This window comes from Kitasatospora sp. NPDC059160 (genome assembly GCF_042755465.1).
In the GTDB taxonomy this organism is placed as follows: domain Bacteria; phylum Actinomycetota; class Actinomycetes; order Streptomycetales; family Streptomycetaceae; genus Kitasatospora.
On sequence record NZ_JBHZCN010000051.1, the window covers coordinates 48,321 to 65,776 of the forward strand.

Annotated in this window: 14 protein-coding genes and 1 pseudogene; 11 read left to right on the forward strand and 4 right to left on the reverse strand. The window is 73.2% G+C overall.

The window, feature by feature from the left end; all coding sequences use genetic code 11:
- Window positions 1–42: 42 nt before the first annotated feature.
- The 5 genes from ACFXOZ_RS22455 to ACFXOZ_RS22475 all read left to right on the forward strand — a co-directional run bounded on the left by ACFXOZ_RS22455 (window position 43) and on the right by ACFXOZ_RS22475 (window position 4,058).
- Window positions 43–1,044 carry a DUF5937 family protein gene (locus tag ACFXOZ_RS22455; protein WP_380592282.1) on the forward strand — a complete coding sequence of 334 codons (1,002 nt, stop codon included), beginning with the start codon at window positions 43–45 and terminating at the stop codon, window positions 1,042–1,044.
- A 59-nt stretch (window positions 1,045–1,103) separates the two neighbouring features.
- Window positions 1,104–1,535, forward strand: a complete 432-nt coding sequence (locus ACFXOZ_RS22460; RefSeq protein ID WP_380592284.1) for a hypothetical protein — start codon at window positions 1,104–1,106, stop codon at window positions 1,533–1,535.
- Window positions 1,536–1,606: 71 nt separating this feature from the next.
- Window positions 1,607–1,975 (forward strand): hypothetical protein, encoded by a 369-nt coding sequence (locus ACFXOZ_RS22465; protein WP_380592286.1) that lies wholly within the window; start codon window positions 1,607–1,609, stop codon window positions 1,973–1,975.
- Entirely contained in the window at window positions 1,972–2,940 is a 969-nt protein-coding gene (locus tag ACFXOZ_RS22470; protein ID WP_380524288.1) for a D-2-hydroxyacid dehydrogenase family protein, read from the forward strand. The genes ACFXOZ_RS22465 and ACFXOZ_RS22470 overlap by 4 nt, the downstream gene beginning before the upstream one ends.
- A 41-nt stretch (window positions 2,941–2,981) precedes the next feature.
- Window positions 2,982–4,058 carry a hypothetical protein gene (locus ACFXOZ_RS22475; RefSeq protein ID WP_380592288.1) on the forward strand — a complete coding sequence of 359 codons (1,077 nt, stop codon included), beginning with the start codon at window positions 2,982–2,984 and terminating at the stop codon, window positions 4,056–4,058.
- Between the two features lie 25 nt (window positions 4,059–4,083).
- Here ACFXOZ_RS22475 and ACFXOZ_RS22480 read toward each other — a convergent pair whose 3' ends face one another.
- Window positions 4,084–5,673, reverse strand: coding sequence for a M4 family metallopeptidase (locus tag ACFXOZ_RS22480; protein WP_375895723.1), 1,590 nt, complete (start codon window positions 5,671–5,673; stop codon window positions 4,084–4,086).
- 168 nt (window positions 5,674–5,841) lie between these two features.
- Here ACFXOZ_RS22480 and ACFXOZ_RS22485 point away from each other — a divergent pair, with 168 nt between their 5' ends.
- A complete protein-coding gene (locus ACFXOZ_RS22485; protein ID WP_380592289.1) occupies window positions 5,842–6,243 on the forward strand; it encodes a GNAT family N-acetyltransferase in 402 nt (133 codons plus the stop codon).
- Window positions 6,244–6,262: 19 nt separating this feature from the next.
- Window positions 6,263–7,591, forward strand: coding sequence for a hypothetical protein (locus tag ACFXOZ_RS22490; RefSeq protein ID WP_380592291.1), 1,329 nt, complete (start codon window positions 6,263–6,265; stop codon window positions 7,589–7,591).
- Between the two features lie 35 nt (window positions 7,592–7,626).
- Here the strand turns inward: ACFXOZ_RS22490 and ACFXOZ_RS22495 are convergent, their stop codons facing one another.
- On the reverse strand, window positions 7,627–9,786 hold the full coding sequence (locus ACFXOZ_RS22495; protein ID WP_380592293.1) for an amino acid adenylation domain-containing protein: 2,160 nt from the start codon (window positions 9,784–9,786) through the stop codon (window positions 7,627–7,629).
- 203 nt (window positions 9,787–9,989) lie between these two features.
- Between ACFXOZ_RS22495 and ACFXOZ_RS22500 the strand changes: the two genes are divergently transcribed.
- The 4 genes from ACFXOZ_RS22500 (at window position 9,990) to efeU (ending at window position 14,413) form a co-directional block, all read left to right on the forward strand.
- Window positions 9,990–10,805 carry an ABC transporter ATP-binding protein gene (locus tag ACFXOZ_RS22500; RefSeq protein WP_380592295.1) on the forward strand — a complete coding sequence of 272 codons (816 nt, stop codon included), beginning with the start codon at window positions 9,990–9,992 and terminating at the stop codon, window positions 10,803–10,805.
- 141 nt (window positions 10,806–10,946) lie between these two features.
- Window positions 10,947–12,095: an iron uptake system protein EfeO gene (gene efeO, locus ACFXOZ_RS22505; protein ID WP_380524273.1), complete on the forward strand. Its 1,149-nt coding sequence runs from the start codon at window positions 10,947–10,949 to the stop codon at window positions 12,093–12,095.
- 145 nt (window positions 12,096–12,240) lie between these two features.
- On the forward strand, window positions 12,241–13,545 hold the full coding sequence (gene efeB, locus ACFXOZ_RS22510) for an iron uptake transporter deferrochelatase/peroxidase subunit (protein WP_380592297.1): 1,305 nt from the start codon (window positions 12,241–12,243) through the stop codon (window positions 13,543–13,545).
- Window positions 13,546–13,579: 34 nt separating this feature from the next.
- Window positions 13,580–14,413 carry an iron uptake transporter permease EfeU gene (efeU, locus tag ACFXOZ_RS22515; RefSeq protein ID WP_380592299.1) on the forward strand — a complete coding sequence of 278 codons (834 nt, stop codon included), beginning with the start codon at window positions 13,580–13,582 and terminating at the stop codon, window positions 14,411–14,413.
- 324 nt (window positions 14,414–14,737) lie between these two features.
- On the opposite strand, the gene ACFXOZ_RS22520 is transcribed toward efeU, so the two are convergent.
- Together ACFXOZ_RS22520 and ACFXOZ_RS22525 are read right to left on the reverse strand one after the other, a co-directional pair.
- Window positions 14,738–17,305, reverse strand: coding sequence for an ABC transporter permease (locus tag ACFXOZ_RS22520; protein WP_380592301.1), 2,568 nt, complete (start codon window positions 17,303–17,305; stop codon window positions 14,738–14,740).
- 59 nt (window positions 17,306–17,364) lie between these two features.
- Window positions 17,365–17,456, reverse strand: a pseudogene (locus ACFXOZ_RS22525) (ABC transporter ATP-binding protein); the annotation flags it as partial.

A 17,456-nucleotide genomic window follows, 5' to 3' on the forward strand; every position in this document is an offset into this window, starting at 1 on the left:
GCGTTGGCGGAACTGCTATTCACGGCAGGTGACCTGGCCCGGATGCGGTTCGCAGTCGCACCGATGTGGGAGGTCGGGCCGAGCCTGCGTCTGCTGCGCTTGGGAGCGCCGCACGCCGTCCACGGCCCCTGGGTGGAGCAGGTCCGGCCCCGACTGGCGGCGCTCGGCTCGGCGTACGGGCTGCTCGCCGAACTCGTGCCGCCCGCCGGGTACGTGCCGGACTTCCTCAATCCGGCCCCGACCGGACCCGCGCCGACCCTGGCCGGGGAACTCGCCGCGATCCGGGCCACCCCCGCCGGGCAGGTCCGGCGCGACCTGGACCGACTGGCGGCGGACCAGGCGGACCAGGCGGACCAGGCGCACCGGGCGCACCGGGCGGACCGGGCGGACCGGGGCACGCTCGGGCCGAGGCTGCGGGCCCTGTACGCCGACCCGGAGGCCGGGTTGGCCCGGCTCGCCGAGGCGGTCGAGGCCTACTGGGAGCTGGCCCTCGCGCCGTACTGGGCGCGGATCCGCGCCGTCCTCGACGCCGACGTGCTGTACCGGGCCCGGCAGGCCGCCGAGCACGGCGCCGAGCGGGTACTCAACGACCTGCACGCCGAACTGCGGTGGACCGACGGCGCCCTGCGGCTGAGCCGGCGCTCCCGCCCGATGCCCCGCCGCACCGCCGGGCCGGGCCTGCTGCTGATCCCCTCCGCCTTCACCGGCCCGGGCCTGTTCACCCTGCTCGCCCCGCCGGCTCCTCCCCAACTCGCCTACCCGGCCCGGGGGATCGGCCGTCTCTGGACCGCGGGGCCACCGGCCCCCGGCACGGCGGCCCTCGCCGCGGTGCTCGGCCGCTCCCGCGCCCTGCTGCTCGCCGAACTCGCCGCCCCCGCCTCGACCACCGAACTCGCCCACCGCACCGGCCTGTCGCCCTCGGCCGTCTCCCAGTACCTGACGGCGCTGCGGGACGCTCGCCTGGTGAGCGCCCACCGCGCCGGGCGCTGGGTGCTGTACGCCCGGACGGCCACCGCCGAGGCGCTGCTCGACCCGGACGGCTGACGGGCGCCTCGGCTACGGTGGGAGCAGGGTGGTAACCGCAGCGTTCGGACGGGGCAGGCATGGCGGCAGTCAGCGTTCCGGGCCCCGAACCGGACTGGGGTCCGGCACCCTCCTACCAGGGCGGTAACCCCAACCCGGCCTTCCAGCAGAGCATGTGGGAGTACGCCGCCGGTACATTTCGCCTGGTGGCGGGCCTGCAGCCCCCGCTGGACGTGCTCGCGGCGCGCCTGCGGCTGACCGTCGAGCGGGGCTGGGAGGACCTCGGCCCGGTGGACGTCGCCATGTTCAGCATCGGGAGGACGTCCTTCGCCCTGAGCAGGCTCGGCGGACAGGTTCCCCCGTGCACGTTCGTCTGGTTGAGCCGCTCGATGGACGACCCGGAAGCGGCCCTGGACTCCCTGCTCGACGCTCTCGGCATCGGCCGTGAGGCCCTGGCGTTCCGCGGCAGCGTGGAGACCGGCTTCGAAGACCTCAACGGGTGGAACGGGTAGCGGCGTCGGAGCCATCGGCCCTGCTGCGCGGCGGAGTTGGCGGCCGGGCCGGACCGACTAGGCTGCCCGACATGGAGCAGGAACAGCCCGTGGACGAGGCGCCGGTCCCGCTGACCGCCTTCGACGGACGCATCGCCCTCGACCCGGTCACCCGGATCGCCACCGTGGACGGCCGGGAGGTGCAGCTCACCCGCCAGGACACCCGAGCGCTACGCACCCTGATCGAGCTCGGCGAGGGGATGCACGACCTGCGGGACATCCGACTGCACGGCTGGGACGGCCTGTCCGACCACCGGGAGCTGCGCCACCCGATGGCCGTCCTGCGGGCCAAGCTCGGCGAGCCATCGTGGGTCGTCCGGGAGCGGGACCGGGAACGGGAGCGGGACCGCTACGGACTGCGGCCCCCCGGCCCGCCGCCGTCTGGGAAGCTGCGGGCATGACGTTTCCGCTCCTTCGCTGCGCCGTCCTGGACGACTTCCAGAGCGTCGCCACCAGCTCCGCCGACTGGACCCCGGTCGCCGACCGGGTCGAGGTGACCGCCTTCCGTGAGCACCACACCTCGGAGGAGGAACTGGTCGCCGCGCTCGCCGGGTTCGACATCGTGGTCACCCTGCGCGAGCGGGTGCCGTTCCCCGCCACGCTGTTCGCCCGGCTGCCCCGTCTCAAGCTGCTGGTCGCCTCCGGCATGCGCAACTCGGTGATCGACCTCCGGGCCGCCGAGGCGCACGGCGTGACCGTCTGCGGTACGGCCAGCTCCGGCACTCCGCCGGTCGAGCTGACCTGGGCGCTGCTGCTGGGCCTGGCCCGCGGTCTCGTCCAGGAGAACACCGCGCTGCGCGAGGGCGGGCCCTGGCAGAGCACCGTCGGGGCCGATCTGCACGGCCGGACGCTCGGAGTGCTCGGTCTCGGCCGGATCGGCTCCGCCGTCGCCCGGGTCGGGCTGGCCTTCGGCATGGAGGTGCTGGCCTGGAGCCGGAGCCTGACCGACGAGCAGGCGGCCGCGGCGGGTGTGCGCCGGGCCGCCTCGAAGGAGCAACTGCTCGGGGAGAGCGACTTCGTGTCGGTCCACCTCGCGTCGAACGCGGGCACCCGGGGGCTGATCGGCGCCGCCGAGCTCGCCCTGATGAAGCCGGAGGCCTATCTGGTGAACACCTCCCGGGCGGCGATCGTCGACCAGGACGCGCTGCTCGCGGCCCTCACCGGCGGCCGGATCGCGGGGGCCGCGGTGGACGTCTTCGACGTCGAGCCGCTGCCCGCCGACCACCCGATGCGCCGCGCGCCCCGGCTGCTGGCCACCCCGCACCTGGGGTACGTCTCGCAGGAGAACTACCGGCGGTACTTCACCGAGGCGGTGGAGGACATCGCGGCGTTCCTGGCGGGTGAGCCGATCCGCCGTCTGGGCTGACGCTCGCGCCCCGGCCCGGCCACCGGTCGCATACTGACGGCATGACGAGCGGAGACAGTGGCCGGGGTACGGGCCGACGCGGGGTGCTGCGGGCGGGTGCGGCGGCGGTGCTGCTGGGCGCGGCGGGGTGTACGAGCGGTACGAAGTCCGCCGTGGCCCCGGCGAGTTCGACACCGGCCCCGGCACAGGCCCCGACAGCGGCCCCGTCCCCGACCCCGTCCCCGACAGCGCCCCCCGCAGCGACCCCGCTGCCCAACCCACCACTGTGGCAGCCCGGCCCCGGCGAGATCCAGCCCGACGTCAAGCGCCGCGCCGTCGAGCTGGTCGCCGCGCTCGGCGCCTGGCCGCCCGGCGGGCAGGGGTCCGGGGCGGCCCGGGCCCGGGTGGCGGCGCTGGGCCTGCCGCCGGGCCTGGCGGACGGGGCCGGGCGGCTCGCCCCGGCGGCGCCGGAGGCCGCCGTGGAGGTGGTCGACGCCCAGTACGGCGGCATCCTCGCCGACTCGGCGAGCGTGCTGGTGGTCTGCCGCCAGTGGACCAGGCAGCCGGACGGCTCGGTGGCGGCGGGCGGCATCACGGTGGACGTCCGGCTGAGCCGGGCCGAGCCCCGCTGGACGGTCACCGCCGTGCACCCCGGCGACCCGGGCCCGGTCGCCGGGTCACCCGCCGCCTCACCCGCCGCCTCACCTGCCGCGCCCGCCGCACCCACCCCCGCGGTGGCGAAGGTGCTGGCCGAGCCGAGGATCGAGCTGCCGCCCGAGGCCGCCGCCGATCTGCTCAGCGGCACCGTCCACGACAGCGTCCTGACGGCGATGCTGCGGCTGGCCGGCCCGTACGCGCTGTCGGTGAGCGTGGTGCGCACCGGTCACCCCCTGGACGTCTTCGGGACGACCCGGCCCAGCGACCATCCGCTGGGCCGGGCCTTCGACGTCTGGCGGATCGACGGCCGGGCCGTGGTGGACCCGGCCACGCCCCGGCAGCTGATCGAGTCCTTCATGCGGGACGCGGCGGCGGCCGGTTCGTACAACGTGGGCGGGCCGGTGGCGATCGCGGGCGTCGGCAACCAGTTCTTCACCGATGACACCCACCACGACCACGTCCACGTCGGGTTCACCAGCTGATCCGACAACGTCGGCCGGACGGACCCTAGTTGACGTTGACGCCGCTCCAGGCCGCGGCGACCGCGTTGTACTCGGTGCTGCCGGCGCCGTAGAGGTCGCGGGCGGCGTTGAGCGAGGCGGCGCGGGCGCCCTTGTAGTTGGTGGTGGAGGTCATGTAGACGGTCAGCGCGCGGTACCAGATCTTGGCGACCTTCTGGTTGCCGATGCCGGTGACCGTCGACTTGTTGCAGGTGGGGCTGTTGTAGGTGACCCCGTTGATGGTCTTGGTGCCGCTGCCCTCGCTGGCGAGGTAGAACCAGTGGTTGCCGACGCCGGAGGAGTTGTGGACGTCCAGCTTGCCGACCGAACTGCTCCAGCAGTCGGCCGACTTGCCGTCCAGCGAGGGCTTGTCGAAGCGGCGCAGCCACGGCGGGGTGGACTGGTCGCTGAACAGGTAGTCGCCGGTGTCGATCTTGTTGTTGGCGTACCACTCGACCATGGTGCCGAAGATGTCGCTGGTCGACTCGTTGAGGCCGCCGGACTCGCCGCTGTAGCGCAGGTTGGCGGTGGCGCTGGTGACGCCGTGGGTCATCTCGTGGCCCATGGTGTCGAGGTCGACCTGCTCGGGGTCGGTGGTGCCGTCGCCGTCGCCGGTCATCATGCAGAAGCAGCTGTCGGACCACTGGGCGTTGTCCCAGTTGGTGCCGACGTGGACGAAGACGGTGGCGCCCTTGCCGTCGTTCTTGATGCCGTTCCGGCCGTGCACGTTCTTGTAGTAGTCGTACGTCCAGGCGGTGTTGGCGTGGGCGTCGACGGCGGCGGTGGCGCGGTTGGTGGAGAACTTCTTGCCGTCGCCCCAGACGTTGGTGGTGCTGGTGAACGGGGTGCCGGAGCTCGCCTTGATCGAGCTGGCGGACAGGTTGCCGGCGTCCTTGGTGACGTGGCCGCGGACCGGGTCGGTCAGGGTGTAGCCGCCGTTGGCCGGGGTGGTGTCGACGGTGACCTGGCCGGTGTACTCGGAGTTGCCGGTGCCGGCGGCCTGGTGCTCGGCGTCGTAGGACTCGATCTGCTCGCCGGTGGTGGCGTCGGTGACGACGACCTTGCCGGCCGGCTGGCCGTGCTCGCCGGTGCCCTCGACGACGGTGCGCCAGGCCAGTCGCGGGGTGCCGTCGGCGGCCCAGACGACCAGTTCGGGGCTGCTGGTGGCGTCCCGGACGCCGGGTGCGGCGGAGATCGCGTTCGCGGCGCCGGCCTGGGCGGGGACCTTGGGGACGGTGGTCTTCACGGCGGCGTCGTGGGCGGCCGCCCGGGAGGTGTCCTTGAGCCTGCCGCGGGCGTCCTGGTGGACGACCAGGTCGCCGCCGACCACCGGGAGGCCCTGGTAGGTGCGGTCGAAGCGGATGTGCGAGGCGCCGTCGGCGTCGAGGACGACGTCCTTGAGGACGAGGTCCTGGCCCGCACCGTAGCCGAACACCCCGGCGTTGTGGGTGACGTTGGCGCGGGCCTGGGCGATCGCGGCCTCGCGGGTGGCGGGGGCGGCGGAGGCCGTGGTGGGGACGGCCACGGCGGCGAGGGCGGCGACGACGGCTATCGCTCCGGCCGTGCGGGCACGGCGGGACGAGGAGTTGGGGCTCACTCTGACTCCGGTGGGGGTGGGGTGCAGGGAAAGGGGCTGCAAAGAGCTGCGACCGAGATTGACGGCGATCAGTCAGGCCGGGCTAGAGGAAAGGTCATAACTTTGCCAAGTTGTGTCCTGGTCCAATCAAAAATGATCGGAACTTAACAAGCCGTCTACGCTGCCGTCGTGACGATCGACTACCAGTGGCGCGGAGCGCTCACCGACCCCGAACTCGACCGCCTGCACGCGGACGGCTTCGGCCACCCCCTCGAACCCGGCCAGTGGCCGGCCCGCCTGGCGCGGCACAGCCTCGGCTGGGTCACCGCCCGGCGGACCGCCGACGGCGCCCTGGTCGGCTTCGTCAACCTCGCCTGGGACGGCGGCACCCACGCCTTCCTGCTGGACACCGTGGTCGCACCGGCCGCCCGGCGGCACGGCGTCGCCACCCGGCTGGTCGGCGAGGCCGCCGACGGCGCCCGCAGCGCCGGCTGCGCCTGGCTGCACGTCGACTTCGAGCCCCACCTGCGCGCCCTCTACCTCGACGCGTGCGGTCTGCGCCCCACCGAGGCGGGGCTGTTGGCGCTCTGACGCCCTATGCTTCCGCTCCATGGACGGATGGGTGGGGGCCTGGACCGGCGGGCGGGCGGCGGTGCACCTCGGCAATGTCGCGGACTTCAACGCCCAGTTCTTCGCCCCGGGCATGGACGCCGCGCAGTGGGCGCGACGGCTGCGGCAGGCGCACCACTACGCCTGCCTGGCCGTCGGCTACAGCCCGGAACCGGCCGTGCTGGTGCTGCCCGCCGAGGTCGACCGGGTCTGGACCGACTGGCTGGGCCGGGAGTTGGGCTGGGGCCCGGTCGAGGTGCACACCGGGGTGGCGGGCGACCGGACGCTCGCCGAGGCGCTCGCCGCCCGCCCCGCGCTGGCCGCCCGGATCGCCGACTCCGGCCACCCGGTGGTCAGTTGGGGCCGTACGGCGGCGCAGGGCGAGGGGCCCGAGCTCGACACCGTCCGCCGCTACGAGTCCAAGGCCGCCGCGCACGGGCTGTTCGCCGCCCTCGCCCCCGAGCACCCCGGGGTCGTCGTCCCCGCCCAGGAGCGCGTGGGGAGCCGTCGCCGCGCCGCGCACAGACTCACCGTCCGGGCCGTCCGGGGCCTGACCACCGTCCTCAAGAGCCCGTACGGCGTGGGCGGTTACGGCACCGTCGTGGTCGAGCCCGCCGAGCTGTTCGCCGCGGGCGGCGGAGGCGCCCTGCTGCGCCGCCTGGTGCGCTCCGAAGTCCTGCCTCCGGACGGCGAGTTGCTGCTGGAGGAGTACGTGGACCCGGGCCCTTCCGCCCGGCTGCGGGACCTCACCTACGACGCCGTGATCGGCCCGGACGGCACCGTGCACCCGGTCGGGGCCGGCGTCATGGAGGTGGCCGGCACCCGCTACCAGGGCGTCACCGTCGGCCCCGGCACCGTGCCGCGGGCCGCCGCCGACACGGCGCGCGGGTTCGCCCTGGCGGTGGGGGAGCGGCTGGCCGCCGAGGGCCACCGCGGTTGGTACGACGTCGACTTCGTCACCGACCGGCAGCGCCGCCTCGCCCCCACCGAGATCAACCTGCGGCTCACCGGCCCCGCCGTCGCCTTCGTCCTGCGCGAGCGACTGGACCGGATGCGCGGCCCCGGCCACCTCGTCCGCACCCTGGACGCGCTGCCGCTCGGCGCCCGGCTCGCCCCCGAGGCGCTGCACGAGCACCTCGACCGGCTGCGCCCGCGCTGCGCCCGGCTCGGCGTCACCCTGCTGCCGCTGATCCCGACGGCGGCCCACGACCCGGAGCCCGCCGTCGGCCTCGCCCTGGCCGGGCCCGACGCCGAGGCGCTGGACGCCGCGCAGGCGCTGGTCGAGGCGGCCAACGGCGCGCTGGCCGGGATGTTCGAGGCGTTGCGCTGAACGCCGGCCCACAGGCAGGAGCTTGAGGACGGACCCTAGTGCCTCCTCCCCGCCTTCTGCTTCTGCACGGTCTTCGGCCGGCTGAGCAGGAAGACCACGACCACCATGGCGGCCAGCATCAGCGGGACGTTGAAGACGTAGACCATCACCACCTCGCGGGTCCAGTCGTTGGCCGCGGTGAGCCGGTAGAGGTTGTCCTGCGGCCACCAGGAGGCGAGCAGCCAGAAGATCGACAGGTAGGTGACCACGGACAGCCTGAACGACCGGCCCTGTCGCAGGACCGAGGGGAAGCCGAAGAACAGGAAGGCCATCCCGGCGCCGAAGGAGAGGTTCTCGAAGAAGTAGAGCAGCTCGAACCAGGTGTGGTAGCCGCCGTCGGGCACCGCCGAGAGGTCCGTCGCGCCCTTGAAGAAGACATTGGTGAGGCCCCACGCGAAGAACGCGACGACGATCGCGATCGCGACCGCGCAGCCGATCGGATCGGAGTCCGAACCGCCGCGCCCGCCGCCGCCCTTGCCGCTCCGCCCGGCCCCGCCCTTGCCGCCGCGCCCGCCTCCGGCCTTGGCCGAGCGCGGGGCGGTGTGCCCCGGCGGGGCGGGCAGCGGCAGCTTGGAGCGGTCGAGCTTCCCGGCGCGGGTGCGCGGCAGCTCGGGGACGACGACCACGGCGGTGGGGTTCGAGAAGCCCCTGAGCTGGGTCAGCAGGTACTGGGTGAGCGACCAGCCGTCCGTCCCGTCCCGGTCCGGCGCTCCTTGTACGGGCACCGCGTAGCCGACCAACTGCCGCTGCCCGGGCCGCGTTTCCATCTCGACCACGACCGCCTCCCGCACCTTCGGGTGGGTGCGCAGCGCGCCCTCCGCACGGGCCGCCACCTTGACCCGGGCGACCACCGTGGTCGGCCGGTCCGCGCCGAGCGGTCCGACCACGGTGGTGGCCCGGCCGACGAACTCCAGTACGCCGTCCTCCCGCAGCACCCCGAGGTCGCCGGTCAGCAGCACCCGGCCGTCCGGATCGAACCTCGCCCGGATGAAGCGGCGGGCGGTGTCCACCGGCCGGCCCAGGTAGCCGCGGGTCAGGCCGGAGCCGGCGACGGCGATCTCGCCGACCCGCCCGGGCGGCACCGGGGTGGCCCGGGGGCCGAGCACGTACACCCGGGTGCCGGGGAAGGGCCGGCCGACCAGCGAGACCCGCTCCGCGCCGGGGGCCGCGGCCGCGCCGCGCACCTCGAACCAGGTGCTGTCGACGGTGGCCTCGGCCAGGCCGTAGACGTTCAGCACCCTGGTGCCCTCGCCGAGCAGCCGTTGCAGCGCCAACTGCTCGTCCAGGTACCACTTCTCGGCGCCGACGGTGAGCAGCCGTACTCCCGGCAGCCCGGCGCGGGTCACGGACAGCAGGTCGGTGAGCCGACGCGCGGTGCGGACGTTCAGCTCCATGACCGTGATCCGCTCCTCCGCGACCAGCGCGGGCAGCGCGGCGAGGTCGGCGGTGCGGTCCAGCGTGAGGTTGAACGGGGTGACCACCAGGGTGGCGCCGGTGCCCAGCGCGCGCACCCAGTCGGCGGTGAAGACGTCGAACTCCAAGCTGGCCGTCTGCAGGATCCGGTCCTCGGGCGTCAGACCGTACACCTCGCGCCAACCCGCGTACGCGGCCAGCAGGTTGCGGTGCTCGACCAGCGCGCCGGTGGGCAGGCCGGTGGAGCCGGAGGTGTAGAACACGCAGGCGAGGTCGCCGGGGGTGACCTCCGGCCGCTCGAACCCTCCGTCCGGCCGCTCGAACCCGCCGTCCGGCTGGTCCTGGTCGTCGACGCAGACCACCTCGGCGCCGCCCGCGTCCGCGAGCCGGACCAGGTGGCGCCGCTCGGTGACCACCAGGCGGGGCGCGGCGTCGGTCAGCACGTGCCGCAGCAGTGCGTCGGGCGCGGTCGGCTCCAGCGGCACGAAGGCGGCGCCCGCCTTGAGTACCGCGAGCAGCGCCACGTACACCTCGGTGCCCCGGCCCAGCGCGACCGCCGCCAGGCCGCCGGGGGCCAGCCCGCGCCCCACCAGTACGGCCGCCAACCGGTCCGCCCGGGCGTCCAGTTCCCCGTACGTCAGCTCCGCCTCGCCGCAGCGCACCGCCACCGCCCCCGGCGCCCGGCGGGCCTGCCGCTCGACCAGAGCGTGCAGACTGCCCGGCCGTTCCTCGTCCGCCACCATCACGCCTCCCCCTCGCCCCCACGGAAGAGCACCATGTTCCTCCCAACTCCTCCCGCACGACAGGGTTCTGGACGGTTCACTCCTCGGACGGCCCGGCTCGGCCCCGGCCGACGGTTGTACGGTGCACACGGACGGTCGGCGCCGGGCCGGTCGGGTACGGCGCCCCGCCCCCCTGACCGGCACCACGATCGGAGAATCGCCCCATGGCCCCGTCCTTCGACGGCCCGCTGCTGCGCACCCAGGACGTCGACGTCGTGCGCGACGGCCGGCACCTGCTGCGCGGCATCACCCTGGAGATCCGGCCCGGCGAGCACTGGGCACTGCTCGGCCCCAACGGGGCGGGCAAGTCCACCCTGCTCGCCCTGCTCGGCGCGGTCTCCCACCCCACCTGCGGCACGGTGGACGTGCTCGGCCGCCGGCTCGGCCGGGTCGACATCCGCGAGCTGCGCGCCCACCTCGGGCACGTCAACCCGCGCCACCCGCTGCGCTCGCCGCTCAGCGTGCGCGAGGTGGTGCTCACCGGCCACACCAACACCATCGAGCCGGAGTGGCACCGCAAGCCCGCCCCCGAGGCGGTGGAGCGGGCCGAGGAGCTGATCGAGACCCTCGGCATGGCCGCGATGGCGGACGCCCCGTGGACCACGCTCTCCCAGGGCGAGCGCGGCCGGGCCCTGATCGCCCGCGCGCTGATGCCCAGCCCCCGCCTGCTGCTGCTCGACGAGCCCGCCACCGGCCTCGACCTGACCGCCCGCGAGCTGCTGCTGGACAGCCTGGACCTGCTGCGCCACCAGCACCCCGAACTGGCCAGTGTGCTGGTCACCCACCACCTGGAGGAGCTGCCGGAGAGCACCACTCACGCGCTGCTGCTGCGCGAGGGCGAGTGCCTGGCGGCCGGTCCGGTGGACGAGGTGATGACCACGGAGCTGATCAGCGCGACCTTCGGCCACCCGATCCGGATCAGCCGCCAGGACGGCCGCTGGACGGCCCGCGCCGCCGCCCGGCGCGCGCCGGGGAGGTAACGGTTCGGGCAGGGCAGGGGGCCGGGTATGGACGGTAAAGACTTCTTACGTAAGGTATGCCTTAGCTAATCAGGAGGCACCGGCCCGGCCGGCGCTTTACCCGGCCTTGGCACCCCCATGCCCTTTTCCGTTGGAGCCCCCATGTCCGCCCGCCGCCGTTCCACCGCAGCCGCGCTGCTCAGCCTCGCCGTGGCCACCGCCGCCCTGGCCGGCTGCGCGTCGAAGAAGGACGACAAGGCGGGCGGCTCGGACGCGGTCAAGGTCAACGCCACCGACACCGCCTGCGAGGTCTCGAAGACCAGCTTCCCGGCCGGTCACGTGGTGATCGACATCAGCAACAAGGGCTCCAAGACCACCGAGGTGTACGTCTACGCCGCCGGCGACAAGATCGTCACCGAGCGGGAGAACATCGGCCCCGGGACCAAGGCCAGCATCAACGCCGAGATCAAGGCCGGCAGCTACGAGGTCGCCTGCAAGCCCGGCATGGTCGGCGACGGCATCCGCCAGAAGATCACCGTGACCGGCGACAGCGGCAGCGCCGCCCCCGCCGACCCGCGCCTGGCCGCCGCCGTCGACGCCTACCGCAAGTACGCCCAGGAGCAGGCCGACGCCACCGTCCCGGCCGTCGAGGCCTTCGCCGCCGCGATCAAGGGCGGCGACCTGGAGAAGGCCAAGTCGCTGTACGCCCCCTCGCGCACCGGCTGGGAGCGCACCGAGCCGGTCGCCGAGAGCTTCGGCGACGTCGACCCCAAGACCGACACCCGCGAGGACAAGCTGGAGCAGGGCCAGGCCTGGACTGGCTGGCACCGGCTGGAGAAGGCCCTCTGGGCCGACGCCAGGATCGGCGACGAGGAGAAGACCCTCGCCGACCAGCTGGTCGCCGACCTCAAGGACTGGCAGAAGAAGATCCCCGAGGCGGAGATCACCGCGACCAGCATGGCCAACGGCGCCAAGGAACTGCTCGACGAGGTCGCCACCAACAAGATCACCGGTGAGGAGGACCGCTACAGCCACACCGACCTCGCGGACTTCCAGGCCAACGTCGAGGGTGCCCAGAAGGCCTACGAGCTGTTGAAGCCGGTCGCCGCCGAGAAGAACCCGGAGCTGTCGAAGACCCTCGACTCCGAGTTCACCGCCATCAACGCCCTGCTCGCCAAGTACAAGCAGGCCGACGGCACCTTCACCCCGTACGACAAGGTCACCGAGGCCGAGCGCAAGACCTTCTCCGACGCGGTCAACTCGCTGGGCGAGCCGCTGTCGAAGCTGGCCGCCGCCGTCGTCGTCAAGTAGCCCACCGCCGAACCGGGTTCGGCCGTCACCGCAGCTCCGTAGTTCCGCAGGCCAGCAAGCCGGTAGGCCAGCGGTTCCGCAGGTCAGCAGTTCCGTAGTTCCGCAGGTCAGTAGTTCAGCAAGAGTGAGAAGGGCCCGCCCGCCGATGGACGCCGAGAACGAGCAGCAGCAGGGCGCTCCGGCCGCTGCCGCCACCGCCAACCCGGGCGCGGTCAGCCGCCGCGCCGTCATCGGCTGGGCCGGCGCGGGCGTCGCGCTCGGCGCCGCGGCCGTCGGGTCGGTCGCGGCGGCGAGCCGCCAGGACGACGACCCCGTCCCGGCGGCCGCTGCGACGGTCGCCGCGGAGGTCCCGTTCTACGGCGACCACCAGGCGGGCATCGCCACCCCCGTCCAGGACCGGCTGCACTTCGCGGCCTTCGACGTCTCCGAGAAGGCCACCCGGGAGTCCCTGGTCAAGCTGCTCAAGGAGTGGACCAAGGCGGCCGCCGCGATGACCGGCGGCCGCGAGGTCGGCACCGGCGCCGTCCCGGCCTCCGCCGAGGCCCCGCCGGACGACACCGGGGAGGCCCTCGGCCTGCCCGCCTCCCGGCTCACCCTGACCATCGGCTTCGGCCCCGGCCTGTTCGAGAAGGACGGCGTCGACCGCTTCGGCCTCAAGGCCCAGCGCCCCGAGGCCCTGATCGAGCTGCCCACCTTCAAGGGCGACAAGCTCGACCCGCTTCGCAGCGGCGGCGACCTGTGCGTCCAGGCCTGCGCCGACGACCCGCAGGTCGCGGTGCACGCGATCCGCAACCTGGCCCGGATCGGCATGGGCACCGTCAACATCCGCTGGTCCCAGCTCGGCTTCGGCAAGACCTCCTCGACCACCCCGGACCAGCAGACCCCGCGCAACCTGATGGGGTTCAAGGACGGCACCCACAACATCGCGGGCAGCGACGGCGCCAACCTCGCCGAGCACGTCTGGGCCGCCCCCGGCGACGGCCCGGAGTGGATGACCGGCGGCTCCTACCTGGTCGCCCGGCGGATCCGGATGCACATCGAGACCTGGGACCGCGCCCCGCTCAAGGACCAGGAGGACACCTTCGGCCGCACCAAGGGCGAGGGCGCCCCGTACGGCAAGGCCAAGGAGCACGACGCCCCCGACCTCAAGGCGATGCCCGCGACCTCCCACGTCGCCCTGGCCCACCCGGACGCCAACAACGGCCTGATGATCCTGCGCCGCGGCTTCTCCTTCACCGACGGCACCGACGGCCTCGGCCGGCTGGACGCCGGACTGTTCTTCCTCGCCTACCAGCGCGACACCCGCAAGGCCTTCGTCCCGCTCCAGCAGCGGCTCGCGGCCACGGACAAGCTCAACGAGTACATCCAGCACGTCGGCTCCGCCCACTTCGCCTGCCCGGCGGGTGTCCGCAAGCCGGGGGAGTGGTGGGGTCAGGCCCTCTTCGGCTGAGCCTTCCCACCTCCAACACCTCTAGGAGTCAGCCGTGTTCGGCAACTACCTGATCGGCCTGCGCGAAGGCCTCGAAGCCAGCCTGGTCGTCTGCATCCTGATCGCGTACCTGGTCAAGACCGACCGCCGGGACAAGCTGCCGCCGGTGTGGCTCGGCGTCACCGCGGCCGTGGTGCTCTCCATGGTCTTCGGAGCGGTCCTCCAGTTCGGTTCCTCGCAGCTCACCTTCGAGGCCCAGGAGGCGCTCGGCGGCTCGCTGTCGATCATCTCGGTCGGGCTGGTGACCTGGATGGTGTTCTGGATGCGGCGCACCGCCCGGCACCTCAAGACCGAGCTGCACGGCAAGTTGGACGCGGCGATCGCGATGGGCACCACGGCGCTGGTGGTCACCTCCTTCCTGGCGGTGGGCCGCGAGGGCCTGGAGACCGCGCTGTTCATCTGGTCCGCGGTGCAGGCCACCGACGACGGCTGGAACCCGCTGGTCGGCGCCGCGCTCGGCCTGCTCACCTCGGTGGTCCTCGGCTGGCTGTTCTACCGCGGCGCGTTGAAGATCAACCTGGCCAAGTTCTTCACCTGGACCGGCGCGATGCTGGTCGTGGTCGCGGCAGGCGTCCTCGCCTACGGCGTCCACGACCTCCAGGAGGCCGGCTGGCTGCCCGGCCTGCACGCCACGGCCTTCGACATCTCCAGCACCATCCCCAAGGACAGCTGGTACGGCACCCTGCTCAAGGGCGTGTTCAACTTCCAGCCGGACCCGACGGTGCTCCAGCTGGTCGTCTGGCTGGCGTACCTGCTGCCCACGCTGGCCGTGTTCTTCAACCTGTTCGGGAACCGGGCGAAGCCCGTCACGGCCAAGCCGGCCGCCTGACCCCCGGCCGTTGAGCGCACGCCGCACCGCAGAACTCACCGCACCGCCCCGCCCGGCACCCCGCCGGGCGGGGCGGTGTCGTTTCGGCATCACGCCCCCTGCTCCGGTTCGGAGCCACGTCCAACCCGTCCTGGAACGAGGCCTCCAGGGCGAGGGCCAAGCACGAGGGGCAAGCACGAAGGGCAATCACGAAGGCCAAGCACGAGAAGCAAGCACGGGGGCACCGGCGAGGGGTACGGACGAGGGGTACGGACACGCACCGACGCCGGAGCCCCGGACGGTTCGACCGTCCGGGGCTCCGGTGGGGGTTGTCGAGGCGCGGGACTACTCGCTCTTGATCGCGCCCAGGATGTCCAGCTTCGCCGCCCGGTGGGCCGGCCAGAGCGCGGCCAGCAGGCCGATCACGGCAGCCGCGAGCAGGAACCCGAGGATCTGCAGCGGCGGCACCACGGTGCTGAGCCCCTTGAGGTCGCCCGCCATCGTCCGGACGACCGCCCAGGCGGTCAGGATGCCGAGGCCGATCCCGACCAGTCCGCCGAACAGCGCGATCAGCAGCGACTCCAGCCGGACCATCCGGCGGATGCCGAGCCGGTCCAGGCCGATCGCCCGCAGCATGCCGATCTCCCGGCGGCGCTCGAACACCGACATCGCCATGGTGTTGACCACGCCGAGGACGGCGATCACCACGGACATGCCGAGCAGCCCGTACATCATGTTCAGGATGTTGGTGACGGCCTGGCGGCTCTCCGCCTTGATGTCCTTGTCGCCCTTGACCGCGATCAGCGGGTTGCCACCGGTGGCGTCGCGCAGCGCCTGCTTGAGCTGCTCGGTCGCGCCGTGCTCGCCCTTGACGAGGACCTTGTTCGGGCCGGAGCCGGGCTCCGCGTGCCGGCCGACCACGGCGTCCGGGGCGATCACGCTGGCCAGCGCGGTGTTGGCCTCCAGGATGCCTCCGATGGTGAGCGAGCCCTTGCTGCCGTCCGGGTAGGTGACGGCGAGGGTGTCGCCGACCTTGTAGCCGGCGCTCTGCGCGCGGCCGGTGCTGACCAGCAGCTTGCCCTGCTTGAGGGCGTCCGCCGAGCCCTCCTTGATCTTGACGGTGGCCAACCGGTCGATGGTGGTGGCGTCCACCGCGGTCATCCACTCGGACCGGTCGTCGGCCCCGTCGACGGTGACCGGGACGGTGCGCTCGGGGCTCATCGCGCTGACGCCGGGGGTCTTGGCGATCTGGGTGGCGACCTCGTCGGACAGCATGGTGCCGTTCTGCATGGCCACGGTGTAGTCGGCCTTGATGTCGCTGTCGGTGGAGTCGTCGACGGCCTTGTTCACCGAGGCGCCGATCACGGTCAGCGAGGTGATCAGCGTGACGCCGATGGTCAGCGCCGAGGCGGTGGCGGCGGTGCGGCGCGGGTTGCGGACGGCGTTCTCCTGGGCCAGCTTGCCCGGGGTTCCGTACACGGCGCGCAGCACGGGGGCCAGCAGGGCGATCAGCGGCCGGGACAGCAGCGGGGTCAGCACGAACACGCCGAGCAGCAGCGCGGCCGCGCCGAGGCCGACGAGCTTGACCTCCTTGCCGCTGATGCCGGCGGCCAGCGAGCCCAGCCCGGCGACGGAGAACAGCAGGCCGACGGTGTTGCGGACCACCAGGCTCTTCTGGGTGGCGGGCTGCTCGACGGAGCTCATCGCGGCGACCGGAGCGATCCGGGAGGCCCGGCGGGCGGGCAGCCAGGCGGCCACCAGGGTCACCAGCACGCCGACCGCGAGCGCGGTCAGGACGGTGGTGGGGGCGATCACCAGCGGGCCGTCCGGCAGGTTGGCGTCCATCGGGCCGTTGAGCAGCGCCTTGAGGCCGACGGCGATCCCGACACCGGCCAGCAGGCCGCCGATCGAGGCGGTCAGGCCGACGAGCACGGCCTCGACCTTCACCGAGCGGGTGATCTGCCGGCGGGTGGCGCCGACGGCGCGCAGCAGCGCCAGTTCCCTGGTGCGCTGGGCGACCAGCATGGAGAAGGTGTTGGCGATGATGAAGATGCCGACGAACAGCGCGATGGCGGCGAAGCCCAGCAGGAAGGTGTTCAGGATCTTGGTGCCCTGGGCGATCATCTTGTCCTGCTCGGCGGCCAGGTCGCGGCCGGTGCGGGCGTCGATGTTGTCGCCCTGGGGCAGTGCCTGCTTGACGGCGGTGAGCAGCGCGGCGTCGTCGGTGCCGGGCTTGGCCTTGACGTCCAGCGACGCGTAGCGGCCGGGGCTCAGGTAGAGCCCCTGGGCGGTGGCGTCGTCGAAGGCGGCCAGCGAGCCGCCGGCCATCACGCGCGGGTCGTTGGTGTGCAGGGTGCCGGTGAGCTTGAGCTCCATGACCGGGCCGTTGACCGCGACCCGGACGGTGTCGCCGAGCTTGAAGCCGCCCTTCTCGGCAGTCCGGGTGTCCAGGGCGATCTCGGTGGCGCTCCTGGGGCCGCGGCCCTCGACCAGCGGGTAGCGCGGGTCGGTGCCGTCGGCGCCCGGCACGTAGTTGGTGCCGGTGGTGGAGAAGCCGTTGCCGATCAGCGCGCCCTTCTTGTCCGCGATGCCGGCGAAGCCGCTGACCACGCCGCGGGCGTCGGCGACGCCGGGCAGGGCCGCGATCTTCTTGCGGGCGTCCTCGGTGAGGGTCGGGGTGTCGGCGTTGTGGCGGGCGCCGTGGTCGTAGCCGCGGCCGACGGCCGAGTCGTCGCTGACCGTGACGGCGATGTCGGCGTAGCTCTTGGAGTTCTGGCTCCGGAGGGCCTGGCCCATGGTGTCGGTGAAGATGAGCGTGCCGGCGACGAAGGCGGTGCCGAGCATGACGGCGAGCATCGTCATCAGCAGGCGGCCCTTGTGGGCCAGTACGTTGCGCAGTGCGGTGCGGAACATGGGGGAGCGTCAGTCCTGGGGGTACTCGGGGGCAGGTGGGCTCGGACGTGCGAACGGGCTCAGCTGGTGCGGCCCTTGGCGTCGAAGCGGCGCATGCGGTCCAGGACGGTGTCGGCGGTGGGGTTGTGGAGTTCGTCGACGATCTTGCCGT